The 13,958-nt window shown below is 41.1% G+C and carries 10 protein-coding genes; 5 read left to right on the forward strand and 5 right to left on the reverse strand.

From position 1 onward, the window contains the following. The first annotated feature begins 252 nt into the window (after window positions 1-252). Both M2135_RS13370 and M2135_RS13375 read left to right on the forward strand, forming a co-directional pair. Window positions 253-2,313 (forward strand): dihydrofolate reductase, encoded by a 2,061-nt coding sequence (locus M2135_RS13370; protein WP_280749019.1) that lies wholly within the window; start codon window positions 253-255, stop codon window positions 2,311-2,313. 109 nt (window positions 2,314-2,422) lie between these two features. Next, window positions 2,423-3,031 carry a DNA alkylation repair protein gene (locus tag M2135_RS13375; RefSeq protein ID WP_280749020.1) on the forward strand — a complete coding sequence of 203 codons (609 nt, stop codon included), beginning with the start codon at window positions 2,423-2,425 and terminating at the stop codon, window positions 3,029-3,031. 3 nt (window positions 3,032-3,034) lie between these two features. On the opposite strand, the gene nadB is transcribed toward M2135_RS13375, so the two are convergent. Beyond that, on the reverse strand, window positions 3,035-4,603 hold the full coding sequence (gene nadB, locus M2135_RS13380; protein WP_280749021.1) for an L-aspartate oxidase: 1,569 nt from the start codon (window positions 4,601-4,603) through the stop codon (window positions 3,035-3,037). Window positions 4,604-4,700: 97 nt separating this feature from the next. Then, window positions 4,701-7,406, reverse strand: coding sequence for a prolyl oligopeptidase family serine peptidase (locus M2135_RS13385; RefSeq protein WP_280749022.1), 2,706 nt, complete (start codon window positions 7,404-7,406; stop codon window positions 4,701-4,703). A 183-nt stretch (window positions 7,407-7,589) separates the two neighbouring features. Between M2135_RS13385 and M2135_RS13390 the strand changes: the two genes are divergently transcribed. Then, the gene (locus M2135_RS13390) at window positions 7,590-8,759 is read left to right on the forward strand and encodes a histidine kinase (protein ID WP_348537118.1); all 1,170 of its coding nucleotides are present in this window, start codon (window positions 7,590-7,592) and stop codon (window positions 8,757-8,759) included. Then, window positions 8,756-9,514 carry a LytTR family DNA-binding domain-containing protein gene (locus M2135_RS13395; RefSeq protein ID WP_280749024.1) on the forward strand — a complete coding sequence of 253 codons (759 nt, stop codon included), beginning with the start codon at window positions 8,756-8,758 and terminating at the stop codon, window positions 9,512-9,514. The genes M2135_RS13390 and M2135_RS13395 overlap by 4 nt, the downstream gene beginning before the upstream one ends. Window positions 9,515-10,116: 602 nt before the next feature. Here the strand turns inward: M2135_RS13395 and M2135_RS13400 are convergent. Together M2135_RS13400 and M2135_RS13405 are read right to left on the reverse strand one after the other, a co-directional pair. After that, on the reverse strand, window positions 10,117-10,530 hold the full coding sequence (locus M2135_RS13400) for a PaaI family thioesterase (RefSeq protein ID WP_280749025.1): 414 nt from the start codon (window positions 10,528-10,530) through the stop codon (window positions 10,117-10,119). Between the two features lie 21 nt (window positions 10,531-10,551). After that, entirely contained in the window at window positions 10,552-11,631 is a 1,080-nt protein-coding gene (locus tag M2135_RS13405; RefSeq protein WP_280749026.1) for a nitronate monooxygenase, read from the reverse strand. A 231-nt stretch (window positions 11,632-11,862) separates the two neighbouring features. On the opposite strand from M2135_RS13405, the gene M2135_RS13410 reads away from it, so the two are divergent. Further along, complete coding sequence (locus tag M2135_RS13410) at window positions 11,863-12,309, forward strand: hypothetical protein (protein WP_280749027.1); 447 nt, start codon at window positions 11,863-11,865, stop codon at window positions 12,307-12,309. Window positions 12,310-12,354: 45 nt separating this feature from the next. Here M2135_RS13410 and M2135_RS13415 read toward each other — a convergent pair whose 3' ends face one another. After that, on the reverse strand, window positions 12,355-13,641 hold the full coding sequence (locus M2135_RS13415) for a DUF1080 domain-containing protein (protein WP_280749028.1): 1,287 nt from the start codon (window positions 13,639-13,641) through the stop codon (window positions 12,355-12,357). Window positions 13,642-13,958 lie beyond the last annotated feature (317 nt).

Genomic DNA, 13,958 nt, shown 5'->3' on the forward strand with positions numbered 1-13,958 from the left:
ACTTTTCTGTTAGAGGTACGTCTAAAATAATTTAGAGGTACGTCTAAATCTGTTTAGAGGTAGGTGTAAAACAATTTAGAGGTACCTCTAACAAAAAACAGACGTAGATGTATCTAAAAAACAGCCACTGCCTTCTTGTTATTTCAACAGGATGGATCCATTTAACCATCACAATGCCACAAAATAATTTTACCTTTGCACATGATTTGACGATACGACAAACAAATATTATAAACATAGAAGTGTTATGTTATGAAAAAAATAGGTGTATTATTTATGACAACAATGATTATGATGGGATGTACCGGTAAAGAAAACAATCAGACAGGCCATGACGCTGGCTCAGAAAAAACGTTCAACTATGTTGTTGATCAGTTTGCCGACCTACAGATTCTGCGCTACGAAGTGCCGGGATTCGACGACCTGTCTCTGCAACAGAAACAATTGCTTTATCATCTTTCCGAAGCGGGATTGATGGGACGGGATATCCTTTTTGATCAAAACAATCGTTACAATCTGGCGATTCGAAGAACATTAGAAGCTATTTATACAAATTATACGGGAGACCGGAATGAGTCACAATTTCAAGCATTCGAGACCTACCTGAAACGCGTTTGGTTCTCAAATGGGATCCACCATCATTATGCAGAAGATAAATTTGCTCCCGGTTTTTCGTTGGAATTCTTCACTGAAGCCGTTCGTCAATTGAATATAGCCGACTTACCTTTGCGTGCAGGACAGGATACGGATCAGTTTTTAGCCGAAATCACTCCTGTTATTTTCGATCAGGCAGTCATGTCCAAACGTACCGTACAGAGTGAAAATATAGATCTCATTCAAGCTTCGGCCAACAACTATTACGGCGAAGGAGTCACTCAGAAAGAGGTAGAAGCCTTTTATGCAAAAATGAAAAATCCGAACGACTCAACCCCTGTTTCTTATGGATTAAACAGTCGTCTGGTGAAAGAAAACGGCCAATTAGTTGAAAAAGTATGGAAAGTAGGCGGGTTGTATACGGAAGCCATTGAACCGATTGTCGAAGAGTTAAAAAAAGCCGTTTTATTCGCAGAAAACGAGGCTCAAAAGGGGGTAATCGAAAAACTGATCGCCTATTATCAAACCGGAGATTTAAAAACATTCGATGCTTATGCCATTCTATGGGTAAAGGATACGGATTCGGAAGTTGATTTTGTCAATGGATTCACAGAAACGTATGGCGATCCGTTAGGCATGAAAGCCAGCTGGGAGTCGACCGTTAATTTCATCAATAAAGAAGCGACCAAACGGACTAAATTGATTAGCGACAATGCCCAATGGTTTGAAGATCATTCTCCGGTCGATAATCGTTTCAAGAAAAAAGAAGTCAAAGGGGTAACGGCTAAAGTGATCACTGTTGCGATGTTGGGAGGAGACTGTTATCCGGCGACTCCAATCGGTATTAATCTGCCAAACTCGAACTGGATACGTGAACATTACGGTTCCAAATCAGTGACCATCGAAAATATTACCGAAGCTTATGACAAAGCATCCCAAGGAGGAGGACTGGCACAAGAATTTGTATGGAGTGATACCGAACGGGAATTGCGTAATACATACGGTTTTTTAACCGGAAATCTCCATACAGACCTTCATGAATGCCTCGGACATGGCTCCGGTATTATCCTCCCGGGAGTAGACCCCGACGGATTAAAAGCCTATAGTTCTACGTTGGAAGAGGCTCGAGCCGATCTTTTCGGATTGTATTATATCGCCGATCAGAAATTAATCGATTTAGGACTTGTACCTGATGCAGAAGCCTATAAAGCCGAGTATTATAATTTCATGATGAATGGTTTGATGACCCAACTTGTTCGTATCGAATTAGGCAAAAATATAGAAGAAGCCCATATGCGTAATCGGCAGTTAATTGCCAAATGGGTATTCGAAAAAGGGCAAAAAGAACAAGTCGTTGAATTAAAGAAAAAAGAGGGGAAAACGTATGTTGTGATCAATGATTACAAGAAATTGCGTGAACTATTCGGTGAATTACTGGTCGAAGTTCAACGGATTAAAAGTGAAGGAGACTTCGAAGCCGGCAAACAGTTGGTTGAAAATTATGCCGTTAAAATTGATCCGGAACTACATGCGGAAGTACTCGAGCGATATGCCAAATTAAATCTTGCACCTTACAGAGGATTCATCAATCCGATAATGAAAGAGGTGAAAAACAATCAGGGAGTTGTTACCGATATCATTCTGGATTATACGGAAGGGTATACCGAACAAATGCTTCGTTATAGCCGCGAATACTCTTTTCTGCCTGCATACAATTAATCTTTAATAATCATCTAAAAGTCGGTGAATACTGACTTTTAGATGACTCCTTTATTTGAAGCCTGTGAAAAATCAACTTCAACATATACGAACTCAATTGCGTCTGTCGATGAACGGAATCGCCTCGACAAGCATGCGGGAAAAAGGGATCACTTATAAACTCAATTTTGGTGTATCCTTGCCTAAACTCAAAGAGATCGCCAAGCAATATACACCCAATCCGGAACTGGCAGAATTATTATGGAATGAAGATGTCAGAGAGTTAAAAATCTTAGCCACCCTATTATATCCGAGTCCCTCTTTCACCAAAGAAAAAGCAGAGGAATGGGTGATCGAAATACAACACATTGAGATTGCCGAACAGTTCAGTTTCAATCTATTACAGCATACATCATTTACAAATCAACTCGCAAAAGAATGGTTGTCGCAAGAAGGATACCGGCAACTAATCGCCTACCACCTTTATTTCCGGCTTTTCAAAAAGGACGTTCTACTTTCTGCGGAAGAATCTACGCTGTTATTGAATCAGATTCGTCAGACATTGGAAAAGTCATCCGTCCCTTTTCAAAGGATCGCTTTTTCTACACTCATCGAGTATGGCAAACAGACAAAAGAGCAAGCCGAAAAGGTATTTGTCGCATTTGCAGATTATAAAAATGCAAAAAAAAAGGAGAAAAAAGAATTATACGATCACTTATTCTTTGAACTGGATGAATAGCCTCTATTTTTCCGCCGGATAATCCAATGTATAATGAAGCCCTTTACTTTCTTTCCGATCCATGGCCTGGCGCATAATCAGATAACCGGTATTGATTATATTACGTAATTCACAAATCTCTTTCGATGCAACAGAGCGTTTAAAAAGACTTTCAGTCTCTTCATAAAGTATATCCAGACGATCCCAGGCACGTTTCAGACGCAAATCAGAACGTACAATACCAACATACGTACTCATAATCTGCCCCACTTCTTTGGCACTTTGCGTGATCAACACCATCTCTTCCTGAGAACGAACCCCTTCATCATTCCAATCCGGTACATTTTCCTGATACATATATCCCTCTATCAAAGAACGGCTATGTTTAGCGGCAGCATCCGCATAGACTACAGCTTCTATCAAGGAATTGGAAGCTAACCGGTTCCCTCCATGCAAGCCGGTACAGGCACATTCGCCAACGGCATACAACCGTTTAATGGAAGAGCAACCATCAAGATCAACCTTAATTCCTCCGCATAAATAATGAGCTGCCGGAGCCACAGGGATATACTCTTTCGTAATATCAATTCCCAAGCTTAGACATTTTTCATAAATATTGGGGAAATGCTTTTTGGTTTCTTCCGGGTCTTTATGTGTGACGTCCAGACAGACGTAATCTTCTCCTCTATTCTTCATCTCATTGTCGATTGCACGGGCGACAATATCCCTTGGAGCTAACGACAAGCGGTCGTCATATTTCTGCATAAACTCCTTGCCATCCAGCGTTCGCAACACACCTCCATATCCACGCATCGCTTCAGTGATTAAAAAAGAAGGACGATCACCCAGATGATAAAGCGCGGTCGGATGGAACTGTACAAATTCCATATCTTTCACCGTTCCTTTGGCCCGATAAACCATGGCTATGCCATCCCCTGTCGCAACCAGCGGATTGGTTGTCGTTAGATAAACCGCCCCTATTCCACCGGTAGCCATCAAAGTCACTTTAGAGAGGAATTTATCGATACGGCCAGTATTCAGATCCATGACATACGCACCATAACACTCGATATCAGGCGTCTGCCGGGTCACTGTCACCCCTAAATGATGCTGAGTGATGATTTCAATGGCAAAAGAATTCTCAAAAACAGTAATGCTTGGATGTGCTTTAATGGCCTGTATTAAACTATCCTGAATCTCTGCTCCGGTATTGTCTTTATGATGCAATATTCTGAATTCCGAATGTCCTCCTTCCCGATGCAAATCAAAATTACCTTTCTCATCTTTATCAAAATCGACACCCCAACTGATCAATTCTTCGATCTGTGCAGGAGCTTCACGCACCACCTTCTCTACCGCAGTTCGGTCACTCAACCAGTCGCCGGCAATCATTGTATCTTCGATATGTTTCTCGAAATTATCTTTCAGCAGATCGGTCACCGACGCAACCCCTCCCTGCGCAAAATAGGTATTGGCTTCTTCCAGTCCGGACTTGCAAATGAGGGCTACTTTCCCTTTATCAGCTACTTTCAAAGCGAAACTCATTCCGGCTATTCCGGATCCGATCACTAAGAAATCAAATCGTTGAGTCATGTTGTATAAATGTTTTGGGCGACAAACTTAACCAAAAAACGATGAAAGAACACCACCTTGATTCATTTATCATTAATAATAACCATTAATCATTATGTCAATATCCTAATTCAAACGGTTGATCTACAGCCCTTACACCATCTTTCATCCAAACAGGCATAGGCTTACTTCTCAGATAATGTTCGAAAAACTGATACATACGCTTCTGAAAATCGATCTTATTGGCTATTTTCAACGGCCAATGCGGTTCTCCGGTATAATTGAGCATCCAGACAGGTTTCTGCAAACGTTTTAATGCTACAAAATACTCAATTCCTTGATACCAGGGCACATGTCCGTCCTGATCATTGTGCATAATAAGAATAGGCGTCTCCACCTTATCCATGGTAAACAAAGGAGAATTCTCGACATAACGCAATGGCGTACTCCATGGCGTTCCCCCGATCCGGCTCTGTCCGTGTTCATATTGAAAAGAACGGTTCAGACCCGATCCCCAACGAATACCTCCATATGCACTGAACATATTGACTACCGGTGCTCCGGACTCAATGGCTGCAAACAGGTTGGTGCGTGTAGCCAGATAAGCCACCTGATAACCACCCCAGCTATGTCCCTGTGCTCCTATCGCCTTTTCATCAATATATCCTTTAGCAATCAGATGCATTATTCCCGGCATAACGCTATTATAACAGCTTTCTCCCGGATATCCATCTTCATAAATCACATCCGGATTAAAAACGATATAGCCATTACTCGTATAAAAATGATAGTCTATGGTTGAACGATGCGGTTCCGGCATATGGTAGTTATAAAGTGTCTCTGCATTTCGTTCATAAAAATTGACAATGACCGGATATTTCTTCTGCGGATCAAAATTTGATGGTTTATAAATCACCCCTTCTAAATGCTTGCCATCCAGAGATAGCCACGACGTCAGTTCGGCTGTTCCCCAAATCAGCCCTTCTTGCTGTTTCCCCTCATGAGTCAATTGTACCGATTTTTTAAAAGAGAGATCTGTTAGATATATTTCCGGATACTTTTCAAACGATTCCATCGAATAAATCAAGGTATTCGCAGACTTTGCCTTAATTGGCATTCGCAACATAAAATCTCCAGACAATAATGTTTTAGGAATTGCCGGTTTTGAGAATTGGGTGGAATAATAGCCATATCCTTTTGACGCTTCGTTAAAGCCACGCAACAACTGAACTTGTTCCATATCAATACTTTTGGACTCTTTATCCAACTGAATAAACCGATAAACAACCTTCGACTCCCGCCCGTTCTTTGTCAGATTAACCGGAGCAGAAACACCCTTCGGGTCAAACTTCCAGATATCGTATCTGTCGTAGATCAACAAATGATTATCCCCCTTTGTCCACCCGGCCACACCATGTGCCCCCGGATAGTCAGGAACATCATTCTCCTCATCCCAGGCCAAAAAGGTCGCAGGTGTTGTTAAACGATACTCTTTTTTATCCTTTATATCAATCGTATACCACGAACTATCCATTTCACTATACCACCAGGCATATTTCCCTTCCGGTGAAAGTCGCATACGGCCATACTCCGCTTCTTTCAACAAAGTACGTTCGCCATTTTCCAATGAAACGATATAATAATCCTGACGTGTCCGACCCTCCCACATGGAAGACAATGAATAAGAACGCGAAGACGAAAGCAATGCCACAGAAGCCGTTCCTTCATCCGCCAATTGAATCGTCGGTATTTCTTCATTAGCCAATTGGAAAAGCGATCTGTCTTTCAGATGGTATACCGCCTGATAATTTTTCTTTAGATCACTTTCCCGGTTATACACTTGCACGGTATATTGAACCGGCTCATTCCAATTCCACACCTGTACATCCGGTCGGTACTCCGCCAGAGTTGTCGTATCTTTCTGTTTAGGTTCGGGAGAGGTTCCAAAGAAAAGATATGAACCATTTTTCGAAAAACTTATTTTAGTATCTTCACTCAATACCCATCCTTTAGGAAGTGACGAATGATTACGATCAGCTATCAACATCGCTGGTCTACCATATTCAGACAACCACAAATCAAACGATTTATAAGCAGAATCCTTGTCTTCGCAATAAACAAAAGAGAGAAAATCACCCTTCTCATCGAAAGAAACAGCTTTAAACATACCCTCTCCTTCTTTTATTAACTCATACCCTCCTCGTATCAAATCAAAAAGATAAACACCCGGTTTTAACCCTTGCCCATCACCATCCGACACAAAAAATAACTTTTCGCCATCCTTTGCAAATCCAAAAGCTGAAACAGATTGAATCTGAAACGTTTGATTACCATCTAATGTCCGGACATGTAATGTCGAATCTTTTCGTCCCGATTGATACGCCAACCAATCCACCTTTTCACTCAACTGATATGTTTTTATCGAATCCACCGTTTCTTTTTGACCCTTCACACCATAAATCACAAGTCTGTTCATCTCCATTTTTTCAGGTTTCTCTTTTATTAGTTTCAATGAGTCTAAGACTTCCTTGCCCGGTGTTAAGGTGAGTAATAAATAATCGGAAGAAGAAGAAAAAACAAATTTATCTGCCGGAGTAAATACGGCAACCTCTCCCCCCTCTGCATTAAACAAACGAACCATAGGATCACCAACCCAAGGCTCACTCTTTATAGCCACCCATTTTCCATTCTCAGAAACAGCCTGTTCACTTATTCGTTTCCAACCCCTCAGATCCTCAAACGTCATCGAACGCTGAGCAAAAACAGGGATAGAAAAGAGAGCGATTAAACTAAATAATACAAAAAACAATTTAAGGTATTTCATGATCTATTTTATAAGTCGTGTTTGTTCGTGCAATAATACATCTTTTTTATGAAAAAAACAGACCGAACACTTTCCTCTGAATGTTATTTCACCTCTATTTTTTTCCGTTTCGTCGATTTTATGCGCTACAGCATTGAAGTATAATTTATATTTGCATCTAACATTAATATAGATATAAGAAATATGCAGATGTTTCGAAAAAGATATTTGCTGATAGGTTTTATAGTATCCTTTCTCTTAAGCCTTTTTGTTAATTTCTCACTTTTAACAGTAAATTACGGAAAGCTCACGACTCCTTCTGCGATGATCGATGAAACGATCTTTGAACAATCATTCATCTATTTCTCGCTGATCTGGTTTTTCTTTTTCACCTTTATTCTGTTTATTACAACCATCTATATGCTCCGCATAGGTGATAACCTCTTCAGACGCAATGAATATAAAGCCGGACTGTTTGCAGCCGGAGTGACAGTCGTAGTCGCTCTATTACTCCTACAAGTATATCCCGTCATTCTAAGTACAGTGACTGGCAACTCTCACACACGCACCCAAACCTCCTACCCAAGAGAATTATCGGAAGAAGAGGCTTTTATACAACATTTCTTCAATATTCCGGAGCCTCAAGCCCAACAGATAAAACCAGTGTTTCATCACAGACCTGTAATTACAGAGCACCTGTTCGTCTTGATCACCGTCATACTTATTGTTATACTGATCCATATCCTGGATAGCCGGCAGCAAATGGCACTGGCCTATGAGAAACTCAAAACAGAAAATCTACAATCATCCTACAATGCCTTAATGGGACAGATCAATCCCCACTTCTTTTTCAACTCCTTAAACGGATTAAACTCATTGATCAGAAGCGGTGAAAAAGAACAAACACTCACCTATCTCGATGAACTGTCCAATGTATTCCGCTATATCCTTCAAAGCAATAAAAAAGAACTGGTCAGCCTGGCAGAAGAACTTGAATTCGTAAAAGCCTATACCTATCTATTAAGCGTCAGGTACGAAGGGAAACTATTCTTCTCCATTCAGGTAGACAGCACATATCTACTCTGGTATTTACCAATGCTAAGTGTTTTACCGCTAATAGAGAACGCCGTCAAACACAATGTAATCAGCAAACAATACCCCTTACAGGTAGATATTTATACCACAAAGGATCAGTATCTGATTATATCCAATAAAATACAGCCGAAGGTCGAAGAGAACGAACGCAGCGGAATCGGATTGAAAAACCTGTGGGGGCGCTACAAGATGCTGACCGGCAAAGACATTCAAATGTCTAAACAAAAAGAATATTTTAAAGTATCATTGCCATTACTCAATAAACCCATTTCTGTATGAAAGCAATTATCATTGAAGACGAAACAGCTGCCGTCACCAGCCTAAAGGCTATTCTTGCCCAAAACAAAGTCGTTCCCATTGAAGTCGTAGCCGAACTGGAAAGTATTGAAGAAAGCGTCTGTTACTTTAAAAACAACCCACATCCCGATATCATCTTTATGGATATCCACCTGGCAGATGGAACCGCATTTAAAATATTCGAACAAGTCGAAATAGACGCACCTGTCGTTTTTACGACAGCCTACGACGATTATGCATTACAGGCCTTTCAAGTAAGCAGCGTTGATTATCTATTAAAACCAGTCACCTTAATCTCCCTGGAACGATCACTGAATAAACTTCGCCTATTCAATACAGAACAGCGATTGGAACACATCCGGAAGACCAATAAAACCATAACAAGCCGTCACACGATAAAAAGCTTATTGATTATGCTGCCTGATAAATTCTACCCATTACCGGTAGAACAAATCTGCTATATCTATACAACCAATGAAAAAGTCACAGCCTACACAATGGATGGCAAACAACATCCCGTAGACAGTACGTTGGATGCATTAAGCGAACAATTAGACGAGAATATATTCTTCAGGGCCAACCGCCAGTTCATCATCTCACGCCAGGCCATCAAGGACATCGAATTATGGTTTGGAAGCCGCCTATCCGTCAACCTCATTATCCCAATCCCCGAACGAATTATCATCAGTAAAAACAAATCACCAATCTTAAAGAAATGGATCCTCTCCGAAGAGTAAAAAAATAAATCGACCTACCACGAAAAGGCGTTTCACCCATCGAATTAACCGATTCACCCCGCCTTAACTTTTCTTTACTCATCTTTCCCTTTTCTTTGTACCACATTCATAAGGCATTATGAGTGTAAGAACTATCCGATTTTGCGATGTTGATTGAATACTGTCTTTTCAGTTATTCTCAGGAAAATAGTTCTTTGGGGTACATTTATTCGCCGGATTTACAGGGGTAAACCGGATAATAAAAACAGATAAAAGCAGTCCTATAACGATCTATCCATAACGATTATTCTTTGTGGATACAGATGATGATTAAAGGCAGAAAGATTGACTGATCCGTAGGACTGCTTATGTACCCGCCATATTCACTTTTCATTTCCTGGAATGGAGAATGGGGTCTCCATTCGACCGGGCAACCGGAACGTAAACATTTCAATCAAGGGATGCCGGCATAAATCCAACTCGTTCAATAGAATAAAAATCCTATTCCTAACCGACATCCCTCTGATTGGAATAACCATAAATAAACCAACCCGATTTCTCAAAAAAAATAAGCCTGATCTCCAAAAGACCAAGCTTATCTATACCATTTTATATGAATCAAACTAAACCTGCGGATGAACAACACAAAATGTGCCGGAAGCTTTAGCTACCAACGTCTCATCACAATAGATCTCACACTCTGAAAAATGCACATTCCGTCCCGGCTTAATGACATAACCGATTGCCCTTAACTCCTTCCCCCAGGCAGCCCTGAGAAACGAAACTTTCATCTCAGCCGTCAATACATCTTTTTCGATCGGTGTCATAGTGTATGCCGCAAAACCGGCAATCGTATCCGCTAAAGCTGCCAATACGCCACCATGGCTGACCCCACTATACTGTTTCTGCTCCTCCTGTAAAGGCATACGAGCCTCTACCCTGCCCGCTTCGATTACTGTAAATTCAATGCCCAGAAAATTGACATACGGATTCAAACGCGCACGTTCCCGTAATTTCTGTTCAACAGCTTTATCCATAGCGTATACCTCGTAATTAAATCATCTGAACTTCAACTCCTTTGCCTTCCATTCAGCAACCAACTCCGCGATTGTTTCCTTAACCGATACAATATTTTTTGCCCGCCAGGCATTGCTTCCAGCAAACGCATACCCTTTTTCAAAATTCCCCCTGAAGGCATTATAGAGCGCCAAAACAATACAATACGGACTACGTGAAATATCACAAGTCTTTATGCAATTAAACGGACACGATTTAGGCTGTTGGATCCCAGCTTTTACCTTCTCAAGAAAAGACGAATGAATCGCACGCCCCGGCATACCTACCGGACTTTTAATGATTTCAATATCCGCTTCATGCGCATTGATATAACTCATCTTGAAATCTTCCGAAGCATCACATTCGGTCGTCGTCACAAAACGCGTACCCAACTGTACCCCTGAAGCACCAAGTTCCATCATACGACGAATATCTTCCCCCGTATAAATACCACCTGCAGCAATGACAGGAATACTTTTATGGTATTTCTCTTCAAAAAGAGACACCTCGTGAACAACCTGAGGCAATAGTTCTTCCAAAGAAAAAAGTTGATCTTCCAACTGATTCTCTTTATACCCAAGATGTCCGCCTGCTTTAGGCCCTTCAAGAACAACAGCATCCGGAAGATATCCATAATTATTCTGCCACTTCTCACAAATAATCCGCACCGCACGGGCACTGGATACGATCGGCACTAATTTCGTTACACTATCTTTATGTAGAAAAGAAGGCAAGTCTAATGGTAATCCGGCACCACTAAAGATGACATCCACCTTTTCAGCGATACTCGTTTTTACCAATTCAGCAAAATCAGAAAGAGCAACCATGATATTAACACCAATAATCCCCTTAGCCTTTTCACGGGCTCTACGGATCTCTTCAATCAGACCCAAATTGCCTGCTTCGGTATAGTTTGGTGACAGTTTCTTATATAAGAGGCCGAGTCCGGCAGCAGAGATAACCCCAATCCCCCCTTCATTGGCAACAGCTGATGCCAGATTCGAAAGAGAGATCCCGACTCCCATACCTCCTTGTATAATGGGTATACGAGCCTTTAAATTCCCAATTGTTAATGCTTTCATTTGATTTGATTCGATTTACAGAAAAAATACGCGGCAAAGGTAGCACAATAATTCGCTTTTTGTGCAATCCTGTTAAGAATATTGCACATTGATAAAAGAATTGTGCATAACACCCCTCCCACACAAGCAATTCAACTCTTTTAATCAGCAATTAAACCTTTCCTATTATTCCTTGTCTATTATTTCGAGCACTTACTAATAGATTGTTTAATTTGAAAATAGGTTTAGAAAATGAAAAAGGTATTAGGATTGTTTTTGGTTATCGTACTAAGTACCGCTTCTTTATTCGCACAGAATAACAGACGTGGTGGAATGGCAGATAGAGATTCGTTGAGAAAAGAACGGTTTGTAGCCGAATTGAGTTTGAATGATAAACAAAAAGCGGAGTTTCAAAAGATCAACGAAGCATTTATCGCCAAAGCTAAAGCCGAACGCGAAAAACAGCGTGAAGTGATGAAAGCCGAACGTGAAAAACAACAGCAAAAAATGCTGGCTATGACAGAAGAACGCAACGCTGAGATGAAAAAAATCATGACTGCGGAGCAATATCAGCAATATCTGGAAAAACAAAAGTCGCGCAACGGTAGTCGCGAATCATTCAACAGGGATAACCGCCCCGCGAACAACAAGGACCGATCGCATGAACAGCGCCATAGAAGAAATGACAAACGTAGATAAACGAAAAAAGTCCCCGGATTAAATCGGGGACTTTTTTCGTTTCCTTTATAACGTCTTCAGCTTCAAATTCCGCCACGCCACTTTAATACCGCCTCCATCATGAATCTGCAAAGCTATACGCCCTTGTCCGGCACCTATTTTTGCATCAGTCAAATCAACCATCGCTTCTCCGTTCAACCAGGTCTTCACATTATCCCCCTGTACACGGATACGAAGCGTATTCCAATCACCCTCTTTCAGGATCTCCTCTTTCTCTTCAGGAATCTGTACCAACCATCCACGTCCGTAAGATTCATAAATCCCTCCCGTATCATGATTTTTAGGAGCGACCTCTACCTGCCATCCATTCACTTTCACCCCCTCTTCGATAAAAGAACGGATAAAGACTCCCGAATTCCCATCGGCCTCCTGCTTAAACTCCACGCTTAAATCATAATCATCATAATATGCACGGGTAGCCAGATAACCATACGCTTTATCCGGACCGCTTTCGCAATACAGCAAGCCATCCTTGACATACCACAACTCTGTTCCGTAAGCTTCCCAACCAGATAAGTCTTTATCATTAAAAAGAGTCACTTCTTTTGACTGACGTGGCAACTCTTTCACCTTTATATTCCGGAAAGAAGCCGGATACCCATGATCCTGCAAACAGAATACCCCTTTATGAGCCAATCCGTATTCAGGCGCATCAGCCCATTTTCCACTGTTCTTACGGGCAAACCAATCCTCGGTCCAAGCCTCATAATCAATCGTTTTTACCCCATTCATCCAAAATTCCACATGACCGTTATCAAACACAATCTGAGCATTATTCCACTCCCCATAAGGATTTACCTTTACATTCGACAAATCAGGTAAATACATGGCATAATCCACGCCCATTTTCTGCCAAGGTTCAAGCGCTGATTCAAAATTAACATCGTCAATCAGCTGATACTCCGGCCCTGTCACATATGGAACTGCATATTGTGGACGTTCAACTACATGGTATAACATCCCGCTATTCCCCCCTTTTTGTAATTTGAAGTCCCATGACAAAATAAAATTCTCAAATTGTCTGTTGGTGACAATATAACCGCTTTCATCACTCCCCTCTCCTTTGGCTTGAATACATCCGTCCACCACATGCCAAGGCTGCGTCAGCGACGTACCGTTATAATCTTTCCAGCCATTCAACGTCTCTCCGTCAAACAAGAGTTCCCACCCTTCAGCGATCTCCTCCGGGCTAAGCGTGTTCGGCTTATTCCCTGAACAAGAGAAAAAGAGTAAAGTGCTCACACAAAACACAAGAACCTTTGCATCAATCAATTTTCCTACTACAGATTTCATTTTAGATCTATTTATTGGTTAAAAACTATGGAAATGAAAGACAAAGATAATAATATTCTCTGTTCACCTAACCCGTGTTCTACATAAACCAACAAAGAGTTATAGATCTGTTCTACACCATCTGTATTAAGAACATTGCCTGATTTCCGAAGTATTTGCATCGATTTCCTACACCATCCAATAGAAAGAAACACAGTTTCCAAGTTGTTTTTTTGTTACACCTGTCCCGTCCTAAAATTGGTTGTCAAGTTTGACTGTTTCTAAGTTTCGAAAAAGACCAAAACACTCATGGTCCTTAAAAGAGTTTACAAACATAG

The organism is Parabacteroides sp. PF5-9 (genome assembly GCF_029893105.1).
Lineage (GTDB): Bacteria > Bacteroidota > Bacteroidia > Bacteroidales > Tannerellaceae > JARXWG01.

Excerpts from the sequence above, each read along its gene's own strand:
- M2135_RS13370 (WP_280749019.1), top strand. The coding sequence starts at position 253 with ATGAAAAAAATAGGTGTATTATTTATGACAACAATGATTATGATGGGA.
- M2135_RS13375 (WP_280749020.1), top strand. The coding sequence starts at position 2,423 with ATGAACGGAATCGCCTCGACAAGCATGCGGGAAAAAGGGATCACTTAT.
- nadB (WP_280749021.1), bottom strand. The coding sequence starts at position 4,603 with ATGACTCAACGATTTGATTTCTTAGTGATCGGATCCGGAATAGCCGGA.
- M2135_RS13385 (WP_280749022.1), bottom strand. The coding sequence starts at position 7,406 with ATGAAATACCTTAAATTGTTTTTTGTATTATTTAGTTTAATCGCTCTC.
- M2135_RS13390 (WP_348537118.1), top strand. The coding sequence starts at position 7,590 with ATGCAGATGTTTCGAAAAAGATATTTGCTGATAGGTTTTATAGTATCC.
- M2135_RS13395 (WP_280749024.1), top strand. The coding sequence starts at position 8,756 with ATGAAAGCAATTATCATTGAAGACGAAACAGCTGCCGTCACCAGCCTA.
- M2135_RS13400 (WP_280749025.1), bottom strand. The coding sequence starts at position 10,530 with ATGGATAAAGCTGTTGAACAGAAATTACGGGAACGTGCGCGTTTGAAT.
- M2135_RS13405 (WP_280749026.1), bottom strand. The coding sequence starts at position 11,631 with ATGAAAGCATTAACAATTGGGAATTTAAAGGCTCGTATACCCATTATA.
- M2135_RS13410 (WP_280749027.1), top strand. The coding sequence starts at position 11,863 with ATGAAAAAGGTATTAGGATTGTTTTTGGTTATCGTACTAAGTACCGCT.
- M2135_RS13415 (WP_280749028.1), bottom strand. The coding sequence starts at position 13,641 with ATGAAATCTGTAGTAGGAAAATTGATTGATGCAAAGGTTCTTGTGTTT.